Source organism: Streptomyces vastus, from assembly GCF_039532825.1.
In the GTDB taxonomy this organism is placed as follows: Bacteria; Actinomycetota; Actinomycetes; order Streptomycetales; family Streptomycetaceae; genus Streptomyces; species Streptomyces vastus.
Genome location: NZ_BAAASJ010000037.1, coordinates 1 through 22483 on the forward strand (window position 1 = coordinate 1; position 22483 = coordinate 22483).

General features: G+C 68.0%; 18 protein-coding genes and 1 pseudogene. 10 read left to right on the forward strand and 9 right to left on the reverse strand.

The genetic code is table 11. From position 1 onward, the window contains the following. Positions 1–65: 65 nt before the first annotated feature. The 3 genes from ABD357_RS19360 to ABD357_RS44760 are packed head-to-tail and all read right to left on the reverse strand — an operon-like array spanning position 66 to position 1372. Positions 66–476, reverse strand: coding sequence for an SAM-dependent methyltransferase (locus ABD357_RS19360; RefSeq protein ID WP_344391592.1), 411 nt, complete (start codon positions 474–476; stop codon positions 66–68). A gap of 28 nt (positions 477–504) precedes the next feature. Continuing rightward, positions 505–1017 carry a GNAT family N-acetyltransferase gene (locus tag ABD357_RS19365; protein WP_344391593.1) on the reverse strand — a complete coding sequence of 171 codons (513 nt, stop codon included), beginning with the start codon at positions 1015–1017 and terminating at the stop codon, positions 505–507. A gap of 19 nt (positions 1018–1036) precedes the next feature. Further along, positions 1037–1372, reverse strand: a complete 336-nt coding sequence (locus ABD357_RS44760) for a phytanoyl-CoA dioxygenase family protein (protein ID WP_425584925.1) — start codon at positions 1370–1372, stop codon at positions 1037–1039. Positions 1373–2510: 1138 nt separating this feature from the next. On the opposite strand from ABD357_RS44760, the gene ABD357_RS19375 reads away from it, so the two are divergent. The 3 genes from ABD357_RS19375 to ABD357_RS19385 all read left to right on the forward strand — a co-directional run bounded on the left by ABD357_RS19375 (position 2511) and on the right by ABD357_RS19385 (position 6667). Further along, the gene (locus ABD357_RS19375) at positions 2511–3722 is read left to right on the forward strand and encodes an MFS transporter (RefSeq protein ID WP_344391595.1); all 1212 of its coding nucleotides are present in this window, start codon (positions 2511–2513) and stop codon (positions 3720–3722) included. Between the two features lie 136 nt (positions 3723–3858). Continuing rightward, positions 3859–6516, forward strand: coding sequence for a class IV lanthionine synthetase LanL (gene lanL / locus ABD357_RS19380; protein ID WP_344391596.1), 2658 nt, complete (start codon positions 3859–3861; stop codon positions 6514–6516). After that, entirely contained in the window at positions 6509–6667 is a 159-nt protein-coding gene (locus ABD357_RS19385; RefSeq protein ID WP_344391597.1) for a hypothetical protein, read from the forward strand. Before lanL ends, ABD357_RS19385 begins: the two co-directional genes overlap by 8 nt. Here ABD357_RS19385 and ABD357_RS19390 read toward each other — a convergent pair. From ABD357_RS19390 to ABD357_RS19405, 4 genes and pseudogenes are all read right to left on the reverse strand, one after another. Next, positions 6643–8334, reverse strand: coding sequence for a relaxase/mobilization nuclease domain-containing protein (locus ABD357_RS19390; protein WP_344391598.1), 1692 nt, complete (start codon positions 8332–8334; stop codon positions 6643–6645). The two genes, ABD357_RS19385 and ABD357_RS19390, sit on opposite strands and share 25 nt — an antisense overlap. After that, positions 8324–9067, reverse strand: a complete 744-nt coding sequence (locus ABD357_RS19395; RefSeq protein ID WP_425584926.1) for a hypothetical protein — start codon at positions 9065–9067, stop codon at positions 8324–8326. Before ABD357_RS19395 ends, ABD357_RS19390 begins: the two co-directional genes overlap by 11 nt. A 183-nt stretch (positions 9068–9250) precedes the next feature. Further along, positions 9251–10423 (reverse strand): annotated as a pseudogene (locus ABD357_RS19400) (DUF3631 domain-containing protein). Positions 10424–11103: 680 nt separating this feature from the next. Next, a complete protein-coding gene (locus ABD357_RS19405; protein WP_344391600.1) occupies positions 11104–11913 on the reverse strand; it encodes a recombination directionality factor in 810 nt (269 codons plus the stop codon). A 138-nt stretch (positions 11914–12051) separates the two neighbouring features. On the opposite strand from ABD357_RS19405, the gene ABD357_RS19410 reads away from it, so the two are divergent. Then, positions 12052–12318, forward strand: a complete 267-nt coding sequence (locus ABD357_RS19410; protein ID WP_344391601.1) for a hypothetical protein — start codon at positions 12052–12054, stop codon at positions 12316–12318. Here ABD357_RS19410 and ABD357_RS19415 read toward each other — a convergent pair whose 3' ends face one another. Further along, positions 12319–14496 (reverse strand): SpoIIE family protein phosphatase, encoded by a 2178-nt coding sequence (locus ABD357_RS19415; protein WP_344391602.1) that lies wholly within the window; start codon positions 14494–14496, stop codon positions 12319–12321. It lies immediately after the preceding gene. Positions 14497–14738: 242 nt separating this feature from the next. On the opposite strand from ABD357_RS19415, the gene aspS reads away from it, so the two are divergent. The 3 genes from aspS to ABD357_RS19430 all read left to right on the forward strand — a co-directional run bounded on the left by aspS (position 14739) and on the right by ABD357_RS19430 (position 18257). Continuing rightward, positions 14739–16496: an aspartate--tRNA ligase gene (aspS, locus tag ABD357_RS19420; protein WP_344391603.1), complete on the forward strand. Its 1758-nt coding sequence runs from the start codon at positions 14739–14741 to the stop codon at positions 16494–16496. Positions 16497–16716: 220 nt separating this feature from the next. Beyond that, the gene (locus ABD357_RS19425) at positions 16717–17652 is read left to right on the forward strand and encodes an intradiol ring-cleavage dioxygenase (RefSeq protein WP_486389224.1); all 936 of its coding nucleotides are present in this window, start codon (positions 16717–16719) and stop codon (positions 17650–17652) included. A gap of 263 nt (positions 17653–17915) precedes the next feature. Further along, positions 17916–18257: a DUF397 domain-containing protein gene (locus tag ABD357_RS19430; protein ID WP_344391617.1), complete on the forward strand. Its 342-nt coding sequence runs from the start codon at positions 17916–17918 to the stop codon at positions 18255–18257. Here ABD357_RS19430 and ABD357_RS19435 read toward each other — a convergent pair. After that, the gene (locus ABD357_RS19435) at positions 18250–18996 is read right to left on the reverse strand and encodes an aminoglycoside 3'-phosphotransferase (RefSeq protein ID WP_344391606.1); all 747 of its coding nucleotides are present in this window, start codon (positions 18994–18996) and stop codon (positions 18250–18252) included. The genes ABD357_RS19430 and ABD357_RS19435 overlap by 8 nt on opposite strands. A 223-nt stretch (positions 18997–19219) precedes the next feature. On the opposite strand from ABD357_RS19435, the gene ABD357_RS19440 reads away from it, so the two are divergent. The 3 genes from ABD357_RS19440 to ABD357_RS19450 are packed head-to-tail and all read left to right on the forward strand — an operon-like array spanning position 19220 to position 22454. Then, on the forward strand, positions 19220–19825 hold the full coding sequence (locus tag ABD357_RS19440) for a DUF4956 domain-containing protein (RefSeq protein WP_344391607.1): 606 nt from the start codon (positions 19220–19222) through the stop codon (positions 19823–19825). Next, a complete protein-coding gene (locus ABD357_RS19445) occupies positions 19822–20607 on the forward strand; it encodes a polyphosphate polymerase domain-containing protein (RefSeq protein WP_344391608.1) in 786 nt (261 codons plus the stop codon). Before ABD357_RS19440 ends, ABD357_RS19445 begins: the two co-directional genes overlap by 4 nt. Continuing rightward, positions 20604–22454 (forward strand): carbohydrate-binding domain-containing protein, encoded by a 1851-nt coding sequence (locus tag ABD357_RS19450; protein WP_344391609.1) that lies wholly within the window; start codon positions 20604–20606, stop codon positions 22452–22454. The genes ABD357_RS19445 and ABD357_RS19450 overlap by 4 nt, the downstream gene beginning before the upstream one ends. Positions 22455–22483 lie beyond the last annotated feature (29 nt).

Here is a 22483-nt window from a genome sequence, read left to right on the forward strand (position 1 = left end):
CGCCCGTTCCAACCGCCCCCGGCGGCAGCATCAGTCCCACGAACGGCCCAACGAACCGACCGCCATCACGTCACGTGAACCACCGGCTGTAGTACTAGGTCCGCAGAGAGCGAGTCCAGCGCGCATATCCCAGGCAGCATCCTCGCTTCGATACCTTCAGCACGGGCCAGTCGGACAGCCTTGTGGGATGGAGTGACGAAAAAGCCGGGGTGACCGTAGAACGCAGCGCACACCCGCTTGCCCGAGCGCAACGGTTCCATGATCGCGTCGACCATCTTCTGGTACACCACGGGCCTGGCCAGCCCTACCTCGTAGAAATCTGCGAGGGATTGCGACCGCTGGGAGTGGGTTCTGATCCACTCCGCAGTGACCGGGTCGGCCACGCCGTACAACACCACCTCAGCGGACTCGATGGCTTCCCGCGCCTCCGGGGTGATCTGACTAATGGAGCGGACACCTGTGCCGACAACGGTCAAGGATCCTGATGCCACGATATCCCTTTCATCAGCCGAGAGGTTTCTGGTATACAGCGCGGTTCGAGGAGGGCAACTCCGATTCCTTCGTGTAGCCGAGGGCTGTCAGGAAGTGGGCTCCGTCTTCGTTCTGCGGCCGGACGAGACACCGCATCCAGGCGGCACCCTGGCCGCGTGCTGCCCCCTCGACCCATCCCATTAGGGCGCGGCCCACACCCTGGCCGCGATGAGGCATGTCGAGGACGAACAGACCGAGTGTCCATACGTTCGCGGCGGGGTAGCCCCTGATGAGGTCCCCAGCACCTACGAGTCTGACGCCGTCCCAGATACCGAAAAGGAACTTGTCCTCGTAGTCCTTCCCTTCGGGCAGCGAGAGGAAGGTACTGACGGCGTCCGCTGCGCCGGGGTCACCGAAGAGGGTCGCATAGTCAGGCAGTCCGTCGAACAAGTCCTGTAGAGTGGCGCCTTCTTCTGCTTGCAGCTCTCGCACTTCGAGGCTTTCGATACGTGCTGGCAGCGCGATATCGAGGTGGCCGGTTGCCACGGTGGGACCTCCAGGGCTGTCACGTTTCTCCACTCTTACCGCCACCGCCGTGTCCGGGAGGGACCGCCATATCCGGGCAAGCCGTCTTCGGGGGTGCGTTCGTATCCGGGACGTATCGCTGGACGATGGCGATGCGTGGCGTCGGAGATGTGTTGGGCAACGAACAGTGCCATAGGCGGCTGTGGTGGAACGTACACTCCCCGGCGCGCAACAGAGGTGCGGTTTCGACTATTTCGTCTGGACCGACTTCGGGAAGTGGCTGCATGAATTCTTCGAGGGATAGCAGCCGGGGATCGGGAATCCCGATATTCTGGCCCTGCCTGCAAGAAGAAGGCCGACAGATGCACGTACACATGAAATGCGATCAAAGCGCGGTCGGCTGCCCATTCCCGTACAGGAACTGGCTTTCCGCTGTTCCATATAACTGAGATGCGGCGCGATTTTTCGAGGAGGTAACCCGGCCGGTAAAGCTGTTTGGAGGCCGCCAGGTCGAAGTACTTCTGATGGCAGGACTCATGCAAGAGAGCTTCGGCGCACGTCTCGGGCTGTGCGAAGGCGGCCGGTGAGAGGAACAAGGCTCCCGGTAGGGAGTAGTGAGAACTGCTCATCATGAGTGTTGGCCGCTCACGCTCCTCACCCAGGAGAGGGTCATGCTCGGCGACGTCGAACACCGCCACCACGTCCACGTGCTCCAGTGTCGAAGCAGCAATCTCCGGCACTGTGCTCTCCAGCACGTCGATGCCCTCTACCAGCCGGGACATCATCTTCCGGGTGGGTGCGCAGAGCGTGATCGCATGTTCGTCGACAACCGCTCCGAGTTCGGTGAGTAGCTCTTCCTCCGCGGCGGCCTGGTAGAGCCGGAAGGATCGAGAGCCAGGATCGGACACCACACGCAGCGGGTCGGACCGGAACCAGAGCGGCAGTGCGGCCGTCTCGAATGCATCACAAGCAGGGCCGTCGGCGATGCGTCGGCTTGCCTCCTGCAGGACGGCAGCATCATTCGGTGCCATTCGGGACTGGGGAATCGTGTCAAGATCGCGGAGCCAGGAATTGAGCAGCCTTCGCAGGAGGGGGTCGCGGTAGCAGGAGGTTCTGTTCGCGGCTGAGGCTCTTGCGAGCTGTTCACATAAGTTCTTAGGTTCTGCAGGACCGCCCAGCTCCGCGGCGTAAGAGCCCGCAATATCAAGTGCAAAATCATACATCGACATGCATCGTTCGCGGATGGCGCCTGTCGCCCCGAATGATGGATTAGTGGCCAGGTCGAGGCCAGACTCTTTGGAAAGATCGATCATTCGCGCATCCTCCGCCAGTAATCTGCGGCCGGGTCGGCCTGTCCTCTCTCGGGATGCAGGCCCACGCGTGACCTTGTCGAAAATAGGTGTAGCCGTTCATACAGTCAACGGCAAAGGGCCTACAGGTCATAGGAGTTGGGTACACTCAAGATCGTGTGCTTACGATTGCCCAGCGAGAGCGGGGTACGTCACCTCCTCGCTTTGTCCGCCATCGCTTTTGCCGTAGCCCTTGGCGTTGGAGTCGTCGCGCCAGCAATTCCCCTGCTCAGTAAGCACTTCGGCCTGGATGCCGCAGCGGCAGGTTTGATCGTCTCATCGTTCTCACTCGTCCGGTTGATCTTCGGCCCACTGGGCGGCGGACTTGCGGACCGAATGGGTGAACGCTGCACACTGATCGTCGGTCTTGTGGTCGTGGCACTGTCGAGCCTGCTAGCCGGGTTGTCCGCGAATTTCTCGCAATTGCTGGTTTTCCGTGCCGTTGGGGGGATTGGGTCGGCACTGTTCACCGTGGCGGCCACCGTGCTCGTCATTCGGGCAGCCAGCGCGCATGTACGCGGCCGGGCCATGGGCATGTACCACGCAGGGTTCATGGCGGGAGGCATAGCCGGACCCGCAGCAGGCGGGGCCGTGCTGGCAATGTCACTGCGTGCCCCCTTTTTTCTCTACGCAGGCATCATCGCCATCGCCATACTGATCGCCGTTCTGGCGCTTCGGCGGAGCGGATCGGCGGCTCCTCAAGCTGCTGGCACCAGCGAAGACCCTGGTGCGCGCGGCGTGGGGGAGGGTGGAGAAGCGCAAGAATCGTCGGCGGAGGCACAGACAACTGAGCTGCGGTTCTCAGAGGCATTCCGATCACCGTCGTACGTCTCGGCGCTTGCGTCCAATCTCACGCTCGGTTTCACCATCGTCGGTATGCGTAGCGTGCTGGTGCCGCTTCTCCTGACGTCGATGGGCACCGGCCCGCAGTGGATCGGCGCGGCACTGGGCACCCTCGCTGCAGTCGAGGTGATAGTCATCTATCCGGCTGGACACCTGACCGACACTGTCGGTCGCCGCTTCGGCGTCCTCACAGGGTCCCTTCTCTGTGCCATCGGAATGGCGGCGCTGATATGGGTCCCGAACCCCGTGATGGTGATCGCCGACATGGTCGTCCTGGGGATCGGCTCCGCCTTTCTGAGCACCGCGCCCGGCGCGCTCGCAGCGGATGCTCTGCAGGGACGTGGCGGTCGTATGGTTGCCGGATTCCAGATGCCCAACGATCTCGGTGTAGTTCTCGGACCGCTGACCGTGGGCCTCTTGGTGGATCACGGCTCCTTCGGACTGGCCTTTGCAGTCGGCGCAGGATCGCTGGTGGTGTGCGGAAGTCTCGCCCTTCGAATACAACCCGATGTACCGAGCGCGTCGAGGAAGTAGCCAGCCCGAGGAATCTAGCCCGCCGCGAGACCACACGGGGCAGGGAAGGCTGGCACAGACCGGACGAGAGGAGAGAGACGCAATGGATCGGGTAGCAGGAACAACGACGGACGATCTGGTGAGCCGCGTGGTCCGCATGCTGGATGACTCCTGGAGGGTGCGGCAGGGACACCCGTACACCACCGTCGTACCGCTGTCCGGAACAGAGAAGACACCCCTGCAGGGATGGAAGATCCATCTTTCATCAGTACCCGAGTCGGCAGCTGTGCTGCTAGAGCGTGTGGTTCCGCTGCTGCGCGACCAGAAGGCCGTCTTCAAGTTCGCCACCGATCGGGATGTAGTGCGGTGGTTGGCGAGCCGCGAGTGCGGACGCGCAGAATCAGGCAAGGTGATCGCCGTATACCCTGCGAGTGAGCGGTGCGCCGTGTCACTGGCCATCAACCTTCATGCAGCCACAGAGGATCTTCAGGGCCCCCGGATACTCACCGACCGTGAGTTCCGGCCCGGAAGCATCGTGCACTACCGCTTTGGTGGCTTCACCGATTTCTCGCGATACGACAGTGATGGCGTCCGGCGTTTTCTGCTGCGTCGACCTGACGGATCCCTCCAACCCGATAACCGGGAGAGCTGGTACGACCCGCCTCCATGGGCACCCTGCCCCTTTGTGACCCAGGAGAGGCCAGCGGAAGAGGCCACAGACGGAGGCGCCCCCACACTGGCTGGCAGATACGTCGTCGATTTCGCCCTCCGTCATTCGACCAAGGGGGGAGTCTACGCAGCACGCGATACGCGCACCGGCCAGGCGGTCGTCCTCAAACATGCCCGTGCCTTCACTGAGTCAATGCCAGACGGGGGTGATGCACGGACGGCCCTCCGCCGCGAGGAGGCGAATCTCCAGCAGATGCGTTCCGCCGGCATCCCTGTTCCCGCCACCTCGGGCACCTTCACGGCGGACAGCGACTTGTTCCTCGTCGAGGAACGTCTTCCCGGTATCCATCTCGGGGAGTGGATTGCCAGGCTGTCCGAGGGCGGTGGTGTGCCGGGGAGCCGTGCCCTGCCCATGGCGCGGCGACTGGTCGCCCTTGTCGCCTCCGTACACGCAGAGGGGTACGTTTTCAGGGACTTGGCGCCCACCAACATCCTCGTTGGCCTTGATGACACCCTGTCCCTGGTGGACCTGGAAGAAGCCCGGCTTGTTGGCACCCATGGAGTTCCGCGGGGTACGCGTGGCTATCTAGCGCCGGAGCTGCGGTCGAATGTGGGCGGCCGCCAGGCTACGGTCGCCGAGGACCTCTACAGCCTTGGCGGACTGCTATTCCTCCTCGCCACGGGTACGGACCCGGTGCTCCCCGACGACGACTCCCCGATGGCGCTCCTGCCACGGCTCAGAGCACGGCTCTCGCTGTCCACCCGGCACCGTGAGCCGTCGGCTGCCATCGCCGCAGCAGCACTGGGGCTTCTGCGCGACGCCCCCGCAGAGCGCCACAACTTGAAGAAGGCGGAGACGGTGCTTGCTGAGGGAACGGCGGCCGTGTTGCCGCGGCCGACTGCGTCGGATTCCCCGGAGTTGTGGGACCTGCCGGACCAGCGGCGTCTACTTACTGACGGACTGGCGTATTTGGAGGCCGGTATGGCTCCCGACGAGGACAGGTTATGGTCCTCGTCTCCGTTCGGCTCGCGCACCGATCCCTGCACGGTGCAGCACGGTGCGGCCGGCATCCTCATGACACTGCTTCACGCTGGCCGCCTTACTTCCGCCCGCACGGCGGCCGAGTGGCTTCGCACTCACGCTTCCCGACCTGGCAGCCCGTGCCCCGGGCTCTACTTCGGGCGGGGCGGCACAGCCTGGGTTTTGGCAGAGGCTGGGCATGCACTCGGCGACGAGCGCTTCTCCGAAAAGGCAGTGGAGCTGGCCCGTGCCCTGCCGACCACATGGCCGAATCCCGACGTCGCCCACGGTCTTGCGGGCGCGGTGCTTACCCATCTTCATTGTCAGTGGAGATCTGGCGATACAGATCTGCTGGAGCGCGCAGCAGCATGTACGGATGGTCTGAGGCGCGCGGCGGCGCCCGGCCCAACAGGTCCACTGTGGCCGATTCCCGACGACGGCGCCTCCCGTTTCTCCGGCACCAGTCACTACGGCTTCGCACACGGCGCTGCCGGAGTGGGCTACGCGTTGCTTGCATCGGGGCTGTTACTGGGCAGAGCAGATGCGATGGACCTGGCAGTCGAGACGGGGCGCATGCTCTGCCGACTGGCCCAGATCGACGACGAGGGAGGCGTCCTGTGGACCGCTGGCCCGGGATCCGCTGAACGCCTACCTCACTGGTGCAGCGGCGCCTCCGGCATAGGGAGCTTCCTTGTGCGCTTACATGCCTGCACAGGCGAACAGCTTTTTGGTGATTATGCCCGCGCGGCTGCTCGGACCGTAAGTAACTCCCGCTGGAGGGCCTCGAGCGCTGCATGCCACGGCCTTTCTGGCAGCGGGCAGTACCTCCTCGATGCGGCGGAACTCTTGGCCGATGAGACGTACCGGGAATGGGGAGCGGGCTTCGTTCCCCTTCTAGCGACCAGGCACTGCTACCGCGGTGGGAGATTGCTGATCCCCGACGAGACGAATACCCGTATTGTCCCCGACTACCAGACGGGCGCGGCGGGTGTGCTCGACTACCTGCTTCGTCTGGGAGACCGGAGTTCGAGGCCCTTCTACCTGGACGACTTGATGGCGTCGGAGTACGCCCGGGGCCACAACAGGACGGCGGCGCATGGCAGGAGAGAAGTCAAGCGTGACTGAAAACGCAGTCGTCGAGGTCACGGACGCACCGCTCGCCTGCCACGCGGCGAGCGGGCGCCGGATCTGCAACTGGAAGGAGGCCATCAACGCCCTCATCGGCGGCGGGCTTTTCCCTTGCCGGTGGGGCTACCGGCGATGCCGCTGTTGGTGATCAGGGGCAACGGGAGGAAGCGTGGCCGTCGGCTCCGTAGCTCCGTACGTCCCATGTGTCTGTGCGCTGCGACGCGTGGCGGCTGCGTAACGCTTGTTGGGTTGGATGGTGATGCGCCAGTTGAGGACTTCGGCGGGGCGATCGGCGGTGTCGAGTTCTCGCCGCGCGGCGACTTCAGCCAAGAGGCGTCGGGGGGTGTGGCCGGCGGCCTCGGCGCGGGCGAGGGTTGTGGTCAGGGCTGGCCAGGCGGGATCGGCGAGGACGCGGTCGGCGTGGTCGGGGAGGACTGCGCGCAGATCCTGCTCGAAGCGGCCGGCGGTTGTGGCGCGCGGTGCGCGCCGCGCGAGATCCGCCAAGACTGGCTGGGCGGCCTGCTGGTAACCGGCCTCCAGGTGGCGGAAGGCTTCTTCGGCCGCTGCGGCCTGCTGCTCGTGACCGCGCTGCTCATGCCACTTGGCTGCGGCGCGCGCCACGTGGAGCGCGGCGCAGATCAGGGCGATGGCGAGTCCGCCCGGATCGTGTGTGGAGTAGGCGAGTTCCTTGGCGGCCTCCCGCAGGGCGGTGGCGGCCTGATGGTCGGCCCGGATCGCCGAGCGGCGGGCGCGGTCGAGCGCCCTTGCCGCTGCTTGCAGTTCAGCCCGGTGCCCGCCGTGGGTGGCGAGGGCCAGGTTGTGGAGGGCGTCGCCGAAGGCATCCAGGTGGCCCTGGGCCACGGCGTCGTCGCGCGAGTCGAGGACGGTGTGGGCGTGGCGGATGGCGGTTTCGGCGCGGTGCCACGTTTCGGCCGGGTCCGCCATCTGCTGGGGGCGGTCGGCCGGGTCCTGGGTGGGGAGGCGTTCGCACAGGCGGTTGTAGGACAGGTCGGGGGCGAGCATTGAGCCGCCGTACCAGACCGGCTCGCCGTTGGCCGTGTCACCGGGAGCGGCCAGGCTGTATCCGGTCACCTCGCCGGTCTCGGGGCCGATGCGCGGCCTGACCTGAATGCCGAGGGAGCGCAGCACGGTGAAGTACTCGTCCATGCTGCGTACGGCGGCGGCGACCGAGTATGCCTGCTCGCGCAGCCACTCCCGCGCGGTCTCATCCCGGCCCTGGCGCTCGGCCTTGGCGCGCTCGGCGCCGGTCGGGGTGCGCGGGGCGGTGAGGTCGCCGGACTTCAGGCGGCGCAGCCCGAACTCGGCCTCAATCTTGCGGCATTCGCGCTGGGCCCGCCAGCCGTCCCGGTTCGTACGAGGGCGGCGGCCGTCGGCGCGGACGGTGGTGGCCATGATGTGGATGTGGTCGTCGGCGTGCCGGACCGCGATCCACCGGCACGCCTTCTGGTCGCCGTCAGGGGCGATACCCGTGGCCGCGACGACACGGCGTGCCACTTCGGCCCACTCGGCGTCGGTCAGGTAGCGGTCGCCGGGCGCGGTGCGTACGGGGCAGTGCCACACATACTGCGGCGGCTTCTTACCGCCCAGCTCGCGGGTGCGCAGGTCGACGTGGTGGTCCAGGCGCCGGGCGAGCTGGGTGTAGGTGGCCTCGGGGTCGCGGCCGGGACCGGGGGCGCCGGCCATGTCCCAAGCGGCCACGATGTGGGGGTCGGTGTGCTCGTCACGTCGCCCCTTGCCGAAGAGGTAGTTGATCAGGCCGAGCGTGCTGGAGCCGGTGGAGACGTCAGGCACCATGACCGGCCCCTTCCGCCAGGAGCCGGTCCATCAGTGCATAACTGGCCTGGGCGGCCTGCTCAATGCGGTCGAAGGCGGCCTCGGCGCGCTCGGGTATCGCGCCGGAGTGGACGGCTGCCGTGATCTGGTTGAGGTTGGTGCCGATCCGGTTCAGCGCCTTGGTGTGCGCTTCGATAGCCTCCACCAGCGGGCGGACGGGGTCGTCCTCTGGACTGCCGGCCATGACCGCCTTGCCGAGCGCGACGGCGAGGGCGGCGTCGCCGACGAAGCCGGCGAACTTCTGGCGGCGCCGCTTGGCCTCTGCGTCGATGAGGCGGACCGCCGTAAGGGTGAAGCGGATCTTCTTCTCCTGGTCACGCTTCTCGGTGGTGCGCTTGCGGTTCATCCGCGCAGGCAGCGCGGGAGCGTCGGGCTCACGCCACGAGGGCTGCTCAACGGCGGCGGGCGGTTGAGGACGGGCAGACGACTCGGCGTGTGGGGTGACGGAGTCGGCGACGGGCTGCTGGGGGCTGTCGGCGGCAGACGTGCTGCGGGGCCCGCTCACCCCCTCCTCAGGCTCGGGTGCCCGCTGGCGCCCGGCCCCCTCCTCCTCCGCCACCCCAGGGGCGGGGGCAAGCGCGGACGAAGCCCCGTTAGGGGCTCGTTCGCTCCAGCTTGCTGCTGTTCGTCGGTCCCGGCTGAACCAACCCCAGCGGCGGGAAGAAATGGGGTTCGAGTCGTTCTCGGTGTGCATGGTGGTGCTCCGAAGGACAGGGGAATCGGGCAGTGTCACCTTCGTCGCATCCGTCGCATGCCTGGTCAGCACAGGTACGGAGACGCGGGCAGGTACGGAGAACTCCGTCCCGGAGAGCGAGTCCGTCCCCGCGCTGACCTGCGCGGGGACGGATGCGACGAAGTGATACGGACCCCGGTGGGATCAGAGAGCGCGCTTGGGTCCGGCGGGGCCACCGGGCGGGCCGACAGGCAGCGTCCCCGCCGGGGCGGCGGGCGGCCTGCCCTGGGCCATGCGGGCAGGGGCAGCGCCGCGGTCGGGCTCGGGTGCCGCCTCGACGAGGTCGGGGCAGTTGCGGGCCCAGGCGTCCAGGAATCGGTTGCGCATGTACGCCTTGGCCTGCCTGCCCTTGTCGAAGCGGTAGTTGGCCGGGCTGATGTTGAAGTCCCGCAGCAGGTTGCTCAGGTGGTAGGCGTTCAGCCCTTTGGAGCCGTGCTCCGCCCACGGGGCCTCGGCGTCCTGAAGCAGTGCGGCGACCAGATCCTGGGTGGCCAGGGCCTCGGGATTGTCCGCCTGCGCGAAGATGCGATGGATGTCGCGCAGTAGCCGCGTCTAAAGGCTGCTCTGCTCGTCTTGGACCGCCTCGTGGCGGGTCATGGCCAGGCAGGCAGCGCGAGCCCGGGCGGGCCAGTGGCCGCCGGCCAGGTCGGCGATGATGACCAGCGGCTCCCAGGTGTCCGCCGCCCGGTCCTCCACCGGCATCTGCGGCACCATGCGGGCAGCCTGCACGCGCAGCGGGCCCAGCCAGGCAGCCAGCTGATCACGCAGCGCGTTGAGTTCGGGCACCGAATACCGGGAGCGGAAAGGGGTGACCCTCTCGCCCGGCTTGCGCTTCTGCATCCGTAGAACGACCGCCCGGTCCATGACCGTGTCCGGCAGGTCGCCGATCCCCGCGATGGCGGCCATGGCGAAGGTGCGGAACGGGGTGGGTTTGTGGTCCGGACCGGAGATCCGCCAGGCGGGCCGGTTGCGCTGGTGCCCGGCATTCAGCAGGCCGCGCAGGATCTCACTGTCACCGCTCGCCTTGGGGCCGAAGATGGTGTCCGCCTCGTCCACCAGCAGGGTGGGCGGGTTCTTGCCGATGACCCGGAAGATGACCGCCGGGGAGGTGTTCACCGTCATCATCGGCTGGTGCACGGTCTCGTGGAGCACGTCCAGAACCCGGGACTTGCCGCAGCCCTTCGTCGGGCTCACCACCGCCAGACGCGGCGCGTGCTGCAGAGCCGTCTGGATGTGCGTGGCCGCCACCCACAGGGTGACCGCGGTCAGCGCCTCCTCGCTGGGCAGCACCACGTACTTGCCGATCGCTGCCCGCAACTCGTCCAGCAGCACGGCTCCCTCGACGGCCACCTGGCCGCCTGCATCAGCACGGTCACCGGTCCCCGACCCGTCGTCGGGGACCGCGGTCCCCGAAGCGCCCTGGGGAACGTCCCCACGGCGATCCCCATTCGTGGTCTGCGCGACCGGAACTCGGGGACCGGATCCGGGGATCGGCTGACCGGAAGTCCCCACCACGTCCCCGGCTTCCGGTCCGTCCGTACCAGCATGGTCTGCGCTGCCGGGTCCGGTCAGCAGGGCGTTGATCTGCTGATCGTCTGCCAGGGCAGGGGTGATCGTCGAGCGTGCGGTCCTTGTCTGTTCCGGGGACCGGTCCCCGGCGTCCATTGCTTTGATGCCATGCGTGGTCCCCAGGCCCGATAGGGGATCACCGTTGCTCGCTGAGCCAGGCAGCGGATCAACTGTGGTGGCCCGCTCGGAGCCGTGGGGACCGACTGGCTCAGCAATGCGGTCCCCGCCCTGGGGACGTGCAGGGTCTCCGTCGGGATTTGATCCGAGATTTGATCCGAGCGACAGCATCGTCTGGCCGGGGATGGCGACCGGCGGCCAGATGGCCTTCATTGTGTTCTGCGGGTTGGGGAAGGTGTCTTCCATAGTGCTCCTGGGGTGCGCGCAGGCAGGGGCCCGCTACGCGGGGTGGATTCGTTCGGAAACGCCACTCAGGCGGCGAGGCTCAGCGCAGCGCGGGACGCCCAGGGGCCGAGCACTTTCACAACGGGCTTGTGGTAGCAGACCCGGCGGCCATTTCGGGTCGGGAACTCGACCGTTTGGATCGCGAGTTCGCAAAGCGCAGCGTCACCCACCGCGGCCAGTTGAGTGCGTATCCGTTGCACCCCCTCGGCGAAGCGCCAGGAGGAGGACCTGAAGCGGAACGAGCCGATGTCAGGGCATTCAGCCAGGCGGAACAGAAGTGTCGTGATCGGCTGCGGCCCTTGGCCGGCCCTGGCCCGCGCCCTGCGCTCGGCCATGGTCGGCGGGCACTCGCAAGGGTGACCTGCATCAGCTTCCGGGGACAGGAACGCACGCCCGTCGCAGTGGTGCGCCAGGCCACGGGAGTCCCACAGCTTCATCTGCCCTGTCAGCCTGCCAGCATCCTCGATGACGACTTGGAGACTGGCCTTCTCGGCTACGACTTCGAACTGCTCCAAGCCGTTGGCCAATCGCCGCTGCGGCTCGGCTCCGAGCACGCTCGCGATGCTTTCCGCCACATGGGGCGACACCGTGAGCAGGCGCCAGACCGGGCGGGTGAGCAGCTTGCCGTCGACGACGCGGCCGAAGTCGCAGTCACCGGCGACTGGTTCGGATGCCCTGGACAGCGAGCAAGTGTGAGGGGCGCCGAGTCGCTGACGGTGAGTCGCGCGCGGTTGGGTGCAGCCGTGCGTCGCGGCGTTGCGATGCCGTCGGCGATGGCCAGAACAGTCACCGTCGGCCGGCGAAGCGGCGGCCGGGCTGGGCGCGGGGTTGTGCAAGAGACGGCTCCTGACGGTTGGGAGACGCAGGGGCGCCAGAGCAGCGACGCGGCTGCCCGGAGCCCCCGAGGACACCGTCAATGCTCCGGAGAATCGCCGGTTTCCCTAACCGGCGTACGGAACGGAAGGACGACGGGCATGGCGCAGGAGAATCCGGAGCTCCACCTCGTGTTCCATCCCGTCGTCGGGGAGTCGCTGGCCGTCAGGAGCCGTGACTACGAGTCGCTGGAGTCGGCGGTGGACAGCGTCACCTTGGCGCTGGACCAGGGGACCACCCTGCGCTTCGAGCTGAACGGCCGCGTCGGCGTCGACAGCGGGACGGTGCTGGTCAACTGTTCCAACGTCGTCGCGGTCAAGGTGCGGCCGGTGTCGGCGACAGGCGCCGACGACGGTCAGTACCTCTGATCACGTACCGGTGATCGTCTCGACGAGATCGCCGGTGCCGTCCGGTTCGTAGAGCTCGAACCAGATGCTCTTGCCCTCGCCCCGCGGGTCCACTCCCCAGGCGTCCGAGAGCAGCTCCATGAGCATCAAGCCCCGCCCGGAGGACGCCAGTTCTCCGGGCTGACGCTTGTGGGGCAGGGCGTCGCTCCGGTCGGTGACCTCGACCCGGATCCGGCGGGAGCCCGCCTCGCCCGTCATCTCGGCGACGAGCAGCGCTTCGGCGTCCGTGTGCACGAGTACGTTCGTGACCATCTCCGAGACCAGGAGCACCGCCGAGTCGATCTGGTCGTCGGACGCCCAGTCGTGCAGCAGTTCCCGGAGCTGGTTGCGGGCGTCCGCGACCCGCTCGGGCTCCGCCTGTGCCACGGTCAGCACGGTGCGTCGTACCGACGTCCGTGCCGGCAGTGGTTCGCCGCAGCCGCAGCCCTCCCCCTGCCGGCACAGCAGCAGAACCGCGATGTCGTCCTCGCGGCGGTCCACCAGCGGTCCGGTCATGTGGTGCGAGGAGGGCCCGTGCACGGCCTGGACCAGTGCGTCGGCCAGCGCCTCCAGGTCGCTCTGCTCGCCGTCGTGGCTCTCCAGGATCTTGCGGATCCTGAGCCAGCCCGTGTCGAGGTCGTGCCCGCCGGTCTCGATGAGTCCGTCCGTGCAGATCAGCATGGTCTCGCCGGGTTCCAGGGCGAGCCGTGTCGTCGGATAGTCCGCGTCCGGGTCGATGCCGAGCGGGAGTCCGCCCGCGGTCGGCCGGGTCAGCACGGTCCCGTCTGCCATCCGTATCGCCGGGTCCGGATGCCCTGCGCGAGCGATGTCCAGTACGCCGGTCGCGGGGTCGACCTCCACGTACAGGCAGGTCGCGAAGCGCAGGTCGGCGGCCTCCTCGTCGGACGTCATCCCGTACAGGAAGCGCGAGGCGCGCGACAGAACGGCGTCCGGGCGGTGTCCTTCGGAGGCGTACGCCCTGAGCGCGATCCTCAGCTGGCCCATCAGCCCGGCGGCGCGTACGTCGTGGCCCTGGACGTCGCCGATGACGAGGGCGAATCTGCCTCCTCCGGGCTGGGTCGGGGAGGTGCCCCCGGGGAGGGGGATCATGTCGTACCAGTCGCCGCCGACCTGGAGCCCGCCACCGGTGGGCACGTATCGCGCGGCCACCGTCATGCCCGGGATCTGCGGCCCGAGGTTGGGCAGCATCGAGCGCTGGAGGCCGTCCGTCAGCTCGCGTTCGGACTCGGCGGCACCGGCGCGTGAGAGGGCCTGCGCGAGCATGCGGGCCACGGTGGTGAGGACGGAGCGTTCGTCGGGGGTGAAGGAGACGCGGTAGGTGAAGGCCGCCATCCACGCGCCGATCGTGCGGCCCGCGACGACGAGCGGCAGAAACGCCCACGACTGCCGGGCGAAACCCTGGGCGAGCGGCCACCAGGCGGGGAAGCGTTTCCGGTAGTCCTTCGGGGAGGAGAGATAGACGGCACGGCCGGTGCGTACGACCTCCGCAGCCGGATGGTCCGTGTCCACGGACATCGCGGAGGACGGTCCCTCGTCGTCGGACTGGTGCCCGTGGTGGCCGATGAGCGTCAGCCGGTCGCCCTGAGTGCCGTAGACGGCCAGGCCGTCCGGTGAGAAGCCGGGCATCGACAGGCCGGCCGCGACCCGCAGCACCTCCTCCGTGGAGCGGGCCTCTGCCAGTGCGCGCCCGGCGTCCAGCAGGAACGCCTCGCGGGAGCGGCGCCAGTCGCCGGTGACGGGGGTGCGGGCGGCGGCGCCCGGCGGTGGCTCCGAGACCTCCTGAAGGGTGCCGACCAGCTGGTAGGAGCGCGATTCAGTGTCGTACGACGGCTTGGAGCGGCTGCGTACCGTACGCAGTACGCGCCCCTGACCGTCCATGACCCGCATCCGGAGTTCGGCGATGGTGCCCTCGGAGGCGGCCAGCTGGACGACCGGTTTGACCTCGTTCCAGTCGACCGGGTGGAAGCGGGCGCGGGCGCCGGCCTCCGACAGTGTGATCGGCTCGGAGGGAAGTCCGAGCAGCCGTGCGGCCTCGGCATCCAGAGTGACCAGTTCGGCCGCGTTGTCCCAACGCCACAGGCCGGTCGCGAGGGCGGCCAGGACGTCCCCCACGGCGGGCAGGGGCTCACCAGTGCGCATTGGGCCACTGTAGGAAGAGGTGATCGTGAGAAGCCACTAAAGGTGAAAAGGCCACCCTTCGGAGGGTCGGACCGTGACAGGCCCGTGATGGTCGTGACCCACCCGTAATGGTGGGGAGGCGGGCTTTGGCTCCCCGGTACGCTTGGGTCTGTGTTTCACGTGAAACACAGAACGTGACAACACAGGCCGTGACATAGGCCGTGACACACAGACCCCGATCCGCGAAGACTGGATGAACGACGATGCATCGGTACAGGTCCCACACCTGCGGCGAGCTCCGCGCCTCTGACGTCGGCAGCGACGTCCGGCTGAGCGGCTGGCTGCACAATCGGCGCGACCTGGGCGGCATCCTCTTCATCGATCTTCGCGATCACTACGGCATCACGCAGCTGGTCGCCCGCCCCGGCACGGCCGCGTACGAGGCGCTGGACAAGCTCTCCAAGGAGTCGACCGTCCGCGTCGACGGCAAGGTTGTCTCGCGCGGTGCCGAGAACATCAACCCGGACCTGCCGACCGGTGAGGTCGAGGTCGAGGTGAGCGAGGTCGAGCTACTCGGCGCCGCCGCCCCGTTGCCCTTCACGATCAACACCGAGGACGGTGTGAACGAGGAGCGGCGCCTGGAGTACCGCTTCCTGGACCTGCGCCGCGAGCGCATGCACCGCAACATCATGCTGCGTACGGCGGTCATCTCCGCCATCCGCAGCAAGATGACGGCCCTCGGCTTCAACGAGCTGGCGACCCCGATCCTCACCGCCACCTCGCCCGAGGGCGCCCGCGACTTCGTCGTCCCGTCCCGTCTGCACCCGGGCAGGTTCTACGCACTTCCGCAGGCCCCGCAGCAGTTCAAGCAGCTGCTGATGATCTCCGGCTTCGACCGCTACTTCCAGATCGCGCCATGCTTCCGCGACGAGGACGCGCGCGCCGACCGTTCGCCGGGCGAGTTCTACCAGCTCGACGTGGAGATGTCCTTCGTCGAGCAGGAGGACGTGTTCCAGCCGATCGAGCAGCTGATGACGGAGCTGTTCGAGGAGTTCGGGAACGGCCGCCATGTCACCTCCCCCTTCCCGCGTATCCCGTTCCGTGAGGCGATGCTGAAGTACGGCTCCGACAAGCCGGACCTGCGGGCCCAGCTGGAGCTGGCCGACATCACCGACATCTTCGAGGGCTCGGAGTTCAAGGCCTTCGCGGGCAAGCATGTACGGGCGCTGCCGGTGCCGGACGTGTCCTCGCAGCCCCGTAAGTTCTTCGACCAGCTCGGTGACTACGCCGTCTCGCAGGGTGCGAAGGGCTTGGCGTGGGTGCGGGTCGCCGAGGACGGCTCGCTCACCGGCCCGATCGCGAAGTTCCTGACGGAGGAGAACGTCGCGGAGCTGACGAAGCGGCTGTCTCTCGCTGCCGGTCACGCGGTGTTCTTCGGTGCGGGTGAGTTCGACGAGGTCTCGAAGATCATGGGTGCGGTGCGGGTCGAGGCGGCTCGTCGCTCGGGTCACTTCGAGGAGGACGTCTTCCGCTTCTGCTGGGTCGTCGACTTCCCGATGTTCGAGAAGGACGAGGAGACGGGGAAGATCGACTTCTCCCACAACCCCTTCTCGATGCCGCAGGGCGGTATGGAGGCCCTGGAGACGCAGGACCCCCTCGACATCCTGGCCTGGCAGTACGACATCGTCTGCAACGGTGTCGAGCTGTCCTCCGGCGCGATCCGGAACCACGAGCCGGACATCATGCTGAAGGCCTTCGGTATCGCGGGCTACGAGGCGGAGACCGTCGAGCGCGAGTTCGCGGGCATGCTCCGCGCGTTCCGCTTCGGCGCGCCCCCGCACGGCGGCATCGCGCCGGGCGTCGACCGGATCGTGATGCTCCTGGCCGACGAGCCCAACATCCGCGAGACGATCGCCTTCCCGCTCAACGGCAACGCCCAGGACCTGATGATGGGCGCGCCGACGGAGCTGGAGGAGGCGCGGCTGCGGGAGCTGCACCTTTCGGTACGGAAGCCGAAGTAGCTCCGCTGGAGGTGCAGTGATTCGGCTGCGGGCCGGTGGGGGCCGGTCGCGCAGTTCCCCGCGCCCCTGTTGAGGGGCCTGCGGCCCCCGACAGGGGCGCGGATACCGCACCGGCCTTCACCAGGCCGCTTTCGCGTGTACGGGCAACCTGTGAGAGCCACGTGGAATCCCACAGTCCGTACCCATGTTGCTGACAGGCACCGTCCCTAACGTCCTGCCCATGACTGGGACCGAGACTCACAAGACTCAGCAGCCGAAGCACAAACGGAACATGACGCGACGCAAGGTCGTCGTGGCGGGTGGCGCGGCCGTGGCCGCGGTGGGCGTCGGCGGCGGTATCGCCGCGACCGCGAACGCGGGCCAGACGACCGGCATGGGCGAGGGGGCCACCGCGAAGGCCGCCGGCAGCGCTGCGGAGGAGTGCTACAAGCTCACCTCCGAGACCACCGAGGGCCCGTACTACATCGACGCGGACAAGATCCGCCGCGACATCACCGAGGACAAGGAGGGCATCCCCATGACCCTCCGCATCAAGGTGATCGACTCCGAGAGCTGCAAGCCGGTTCGGAACGCGGCCGTCGACATCTGGCACTGCGACGCGCTGGGCATCTACTCCGGCTACGAGGACGCCTCCACCGGTGGCGGTGGCGGCGGTACGCGGCCCAGCGGCACCCCCTCCGATGTCCCGTCCGGTACGCCGACGGGCTCCCCGCCGGAGGGCGGTGGCGGTGGCGTCCACGAGGAGCCGACCGACGAGGAGCGCTATCTGCGCGGCACCTGGCGGACGGACAAGCAGGGCTTCGTCACCTTCAAGACGATCTTCCCGGGTTGGTACCGGGGTCGCTGTGTCCACATCCACACCAAGGTGCACGTCAACGGCGAGTGGACCGACGCCGGTTATGAGGGCGGCAATACCTGCCACACCGGCCAGTTCTTCTTCGACGAGGAGTCCGTGCTCGCCTCCGCCGAGGTCGAGCCGTACTCGACGTCGACGACGGAGCGCACGACGCTCGAAGAGGACACGATCTACGACCAGAGCGGCACGACGGGCGGTCTGCTCAAGCTGAAGTACAAGAAGGGCGACATCGCCAAGGGCGTCATCGGCACCATCACGGTGGGCGTGGACCCGGAGGCGACGAACACGGGCACAGGCTGACGGACGTACGGCTCGCGCGCCACGGGTCCGGAACCTTCCCCCAGGTTCCGGACCCGCTGCGCCGTACGCGCTCGGTGCGTGCAGGCGAACCTGTCGGGGAGTGATCTTGGCTGGATGCGCGTGCATGCGCGGGGCAGGGTGCGTTGGGGCGGGGCGGGGATTGTTGAGTGGTAGACGCAGCGGGTATGAGTTTTCCACGCATACAGCCGATTGTTCGCACGGCGGGCGGCGCGCCCGAAGGGCGAGAGGGGCGACGTTGGTTGATGACCGGGGCGTGGTTTTTTTGGCGGAAGAGTAGCTACAGCGGTGCCGGTGAAAGCAATTGCTGCGAAGTTGCCTTGCTCTGCATGGAAGTACGAGTGCGCGATTCTCACCGGCGGGATGGTGACGAACTGACCTTCACCCCGGAGACCTGGCGCGCGGCCAAAAGGTCAGGTCCGACGACGACATGGTGTTCTACAACCAGCCCTCCGCCGAGGCGGGCGCGGTGGGTCACGAGGACGGCGGCCCGGTGGAGTTCAAGAGGAGCTGATCCGTCGGTTACGAGCACACCCCGGCTATCAAGCGCCGGCTATCAACCGCCTGCCGGCTGCAAGCTCAGGTAACGCTCCACAAAAGCCGGTAGAACTCCGTCCGCTCCGGGTCGGGAGTGATGCCGTACGCGTCCAGGAGGGTGTTGTCCCAGCCCGGGCCGTAGTTCCACTCGGTGCTCCAGGTGGCTACGGCCAGGTCGGCCCAGCGGTCGGCGAGGCCCAGGGCGCCCATGTCCACGTGGGCGGACCAGGAACCGTCGTCGTGCAGCAGGGTGTTCGGGGCGCACGGGTCGCCGTGGCAGACGACGAGGTGGTCGACCGGCGGGGGTTCGGGCAGGTCCGAGGGTACGTCGAGGCCTGATCGCCGGGCGCGTTCCAGACGGTGCTCGACGGACCAGCTGAACGGGCAGTCGACCACGGGCAGTTGCTCGTGCATTGCTCGCAGCCCTGCCCCCAGGGCTCGTACGGCCGTGACGGGATCCGCCTGCCACCGGGGACTGATGGCACTCTCTCCGGCCAGCCCGTACGTGACGAGCCAGGCTCCGTCATCGTTGGCTCCGTACTCCCGGACGCGGGGTACGGGCGTGAAGTCCCCGGCCCAGCGCAGCCGTTCCACTTCGGCGGGCAGGTCCAGGCCGGAGCCCATCGGCGCCCACTTGGCGAACAGCCGTCCCTGACCGTCGTCGCCTATCCGGAAGGTCAGGCCGCCCAATTGGTTCTGCCATACGGGCAACAGCGGCCGGTCTCCGGCCAGTTCGGCGATCGGTGTGGGCACGCGTACGGCTGAGGTCGGCGGTCCGGCGTGGGGCATGGGCGCATGGTGCCCTGAGTACGTGCTGACGAGCGAGCGGTTTTCCGCCCGGCCCCCGTTACCTCCGTTGCCCCGGTTGCGAGTAGTTCACCTCACATCCGCCTCGCGTACTTCTCAAGCCGCCTTAAGAAAACCAAAAGGAACCTCACAGCCGGCCCACCGATCGTGTGGTCATGAGCGTATCCACCGCAGATGACCAGAGACCCGGGAAGAGGCGACGGCCATGAAGCAGCTGGTACTTGTCGGGGCCGACCTGGTTGCCATCGCCGTCCTCACCCTCGCCGTGTACTTCCCGCGTCACCACCGGCGCGACCTGGTCGCCGCCTTCCTCGGCGTGAACGTCGGGGTACTTGCCGTGGCGATGTCCCTCAGTTCCGCCTCGGTGGGGATCGGCCTTGGAATGGGGCTGTTCGGGGTTCTGTCGATCATCCGGCTGCGGTCGTACGAGATAGCGCAGCACGAGATCGCGTACTACTTCTCCGCGCTGGCCATCGGCCTCCTCGCCGGGCTGCCGGAAACGGTGACCCTGCTGAACACCGGACTGATGGCGCTCATCGTCGTCACCCTCTACGTCGGCGATCACCCCCGGCTGTTCCCGCGCCACCGGCAGCAGAGCCTGCGCCTCGACTCCGCGTACACCGATGAGGACGCCCTCCGTTCGCACCTCGAAGTCCTGCTCGGCGGGCGGGTGGTGAACCTGTCGGTGAAGGACATCGATCTCGTCAATGACACGACGCGCGTCGAAGTGCGGTACGTCGTGTCCGGCACCGGTGCGCGGGTTCCCGAGAAGGAGCTCAAGTCGCCTTCTGCACAAGGGGTCCGGTCATGACCGCCGCGATCGATCCCGTCGTGGCCGCGCTGCGGCCGATCGGCCTGGACGAACTCGTCGAGCGGGCCGGGCTGCTCACCCGCCTGGACCGCAAGTACATGCTCCCGGTCGCCGACCTGCCCTTCGTGCTCGGGGGACTGGACGACGACGTACGGGTGCTCGAAATGGGCGTAGGACAGCGGGAGTTCGGATACCGGTCCGTCTACTTCGACACCCCCGCGATGGACGGGTATCTGGCAGCCGCGCGCCGCCGCAGGCGACGGTTCAAGCTCCGCATCCGTTCGTATCTCGATTCCGGTCAGCACTTCTTCGAGATCAAGACGCGCGGGCCGCGTGGCACCACAGTCAAGCAACGCATCCCGTACGAAGGGGACTTCAGGCGGCTCGGGGGCGAGGCTCGGGCGTACGCCGACACGGTGCTCGCCGAGGCCGGGATCAACTCCGGGGGTTTCCGCTTCGTCCCCACGCTGACCACGTTTTACCGGCGTACGACGCTGTTCTTCCCGGACACCGGGAGCCGGCTCACCGTCGACACCGGGCTGACCTGGACCCTGCCCGACGGCACCGCCCTGCGGACCGACGACCGGGCCATCGTCGAGACCAAGTCGGGCCGGGCGGGCTCGGGCGCCGACCGGCTGCTCTGGTCGCTGGGGCACCGGCCGTGTCCCGTGTCGAAGTACGGCACCGGGCTCGCCGCCCTGCGCCCCGAACTCCCCGCCAACCGCTGGCTGCCCGTCCTGCGGCGCCACTTTCCCACCGCACTCCACGGGAGCCTCGCATGAGCAAGCACACGATGATCGGCCGAAGCAGGCGCGCGGGCATGAGAACGGCACGGCCGCTGCGTACGAAGATGGCGGGCGCCCTTGCCTCGGTCGTGCTGGCCACGGCGGCGCTGGCCGGGTGCTCGTCCGGTGACAGCGGCTCCTCGTCCGGCTCGGGTTCGAGTTCGAGCTCGTCGGGCGGCGTCGCGGACGGGACGCAGACCGCCGCCGCCGTCCTCGCCGACAACAAGGCGGACCATGCCGAGGACGGTGACGCGGAATGGGATGAGTCCGAGGCCGTGGACATCGAACTGGACGGCGAGTCCGCCTCCGCCGAGGGGGACGGGGTCACGGTCGACGGGGCCACGGTGACGATCAACGCCGGTGGAACGTACCGGCTCAGCGGGAGCCTCAGTGACGGTCAGGTGGCCGTCAACGCCCCTGACGCGACTGTGAAGTTGGTTCTCGACGGGGTCGACATCTCCAGTTCCTCCGGCGCGGCGATCGCCGCCACCGAGGCGGAGAAGCTCGTCGTCCTCCTGGCCGACGGCAGCGAGAACACGCTCGGCGACACCGACTCGTACGCCGAGGACGCCGAGGCCAACGCTGCCCTCTACAGCGCCGGCGACCTCACCGTCGCGGGCGGCGGAACGCTCACCGTGCACGGCAACGGCAACGACGGGATCGCGAGTACGGACGGCCTGGTCATCGCCTCCGGGACGGTCACGGTCGACGCCGTGGACGACGGCATCCGGGGCAAGAACTACCTCGTCGTGAACGGTGGCGAGGTCACCGTCACCGCGAAGGGCGACGGGCTCAAGGCCGACAACTCCGAGGACCCGGATGCCGGTTATGTCGCCGTCGACGGCGGCACGGTCGCGGTGACCGCCGAAGGCGACGGCGTCGACGCGGTCACCGATCTCGTGGTCACGGACGGCGCGCTGGACGTCACGAGCGAGGCCGCCGACGACTCCTCCGCGCACGGGCTGAAGTCGGGGGTCATCACCGTTCTCGAGGGCGGCACCGTCGACGTGGAGTCGTCCGCCGACGCCGTCCACAGTGAGGCAGCCGTGCACGTCAGCGGCGCCGGCGTCACCGTCTCGGCCGGGGACGACGGTGTGCACGCGGACGGTGAACTGGTCGTCAGCAAGGGCGAGTTGAAGGTCACGGCGTCGACCGAGGGACTCGAAGGGAAGGACATCACGGTCAGCGGCGGCAGGGCGACCGTCACGTCCAGCGACGACGGCATCAACGCGTCGGGCGGTACGACCACGTCGGACAGCGGCGGCGGGCAGGGGGGCGGCCCCGGTGGTGGACCCGGAGGCGGCGGTGGCAGTGAGACGGGCGACTACACCGCGAAGGTCACCGGCGGCACCCTCGTCATCAACGCCGAAGGCGACGGCTTCGACTCCAACGGCACCGCCGAGATCACCGGCGGCACGGTCGTCGTCAACGGCCCGGAACAGGGCGGCAACGGCGCCCTCGACGTCAACGGCAGCTTCACCGTGAGCGGCGGCACCCTCCTCGCCGCCGGCAGCGCGGGCATGGCCGTCGCCCCCGACACCGAGTCCGCGCAGGGCTGGGTCTCGGCCACACTCGACTCGCCGGTGGAGGCGGGCACGACCCTCCACATCGTCGACGCCGACGGCGAGGTCGTGGCCTCGTACGTCACCTCGAAGTCGATCGAGAACCTCGTCTACTCCGGTGACGCGATCGAGAGCGGGGAGGAGTACGCGGTGTACGCGGGCGGCGAGACCTCGGGCGCGAGCACGGGAGGCCTGGCGGCCGGCGGCGAACTGGGCTCGGCGGAGGAGATCGCGACGGTGACGGCGGGCGAGGCGCCGGCGGGGGGCTTCGGCCGGGGATGAGGTCAACACCCGCCCTGTCGCCGCCACTT

Excerpts from the sequence above, each read along its gene's own strand:
- ABD357_RS19430 (WP_344391617.1), top strand. The coding sequence starts at position 17,916 with ATGACCGGGGCGTGGTTTTTTTGGCGGAAGAGTAGCTACAGCGGTGCC.
- ABD357_RS19435 (WP_344391606.1), bottom strand. The coding sequence starts at position 18,996 with ATGCCCCACGCCGGACCGCCGACCTCAGCCGTACGCGTGCCCACACCG.
- ABD357_RS44760 (WP_425584925.1), bottom strand. The coding sequence starts at position 1,372 with ATGTGTACGTGCATCTGTCGGCCTTCTTCTTGCAGGCAGGGCCAGAAT.
- ABD357_RS19445 (WP_344391608.1), top strand. The coding sequence starts at position 19,822 with ATGACCGCCGCGATCGATCCCGTCGTGGCCGCGCTGCGGCCGATCGGC.
- ABD357_RS19415 (WP_344391602.1), bottom strand. The coding sequence starts at position 14,496 with ATGCGCACTGGTGAGCCCCTGCCCGCCGTGGGGGACGTCCTGGCCGCC.
- aspS (WP_344391603.1), top strand. The coding sequence starts at position 14,739 with ATGCATCGGTACAGGTCCCACACCTGCGGCGAGCTCCGCGCCTCTGAC.
- ABD357_RS19440 (WP_344391607.1), top strand. The coding sequence starts at position 19,220 with ATGAAGCAGCTGGTACTTGTCGGGGCCGACCTGGTTGCCATCGCCGTC.
- ABD357_RS19425 (WP_486389224.1), top strand. The coding sequence starts at position 16,717 with ATGACTGGGACCGAGACTCACAAGACTCAGCAGCCGAAGCACAAACGG.
- ABD357_RS19395 (WP_425584926.1), bottom strand. The coding sequence starts at position 9,067 with ATGCACACCGAGAACGACTCGAACCCCATTTCTTCCCGCCGCTGGGGT.
- ABD357_RS19390 (WP_344391598.1), bottom strand. The coding sequence starts at position 8,334 with ATGGTGCCTGACGTCTCCACCGGCTCCAGCACGCTCGGCCTGATCAAC.
- lanL (WP_344391596.1), top strand. The coding sequence starts at position 3,859 with ATGCTGGATGACTCCTGGAGGGTGCGGCAGGGACACCCGTACACCACC.
- ABD357_RS19410 (WP_344391601.1), top strand. The coding sequence starts at position 12,052 with ATGGCGCAGGAGAATCCGGAGCTCCACCTCGTGTTCCATCCCGTCGTC.
- ABD357_RS19450 (WP_344391609.1), top strand. The coding sequence starts at position 20,604 with ATGAGCAAGCACACGATGATCGGCCGAAGCAGGCGCGCGGGCATGAGA.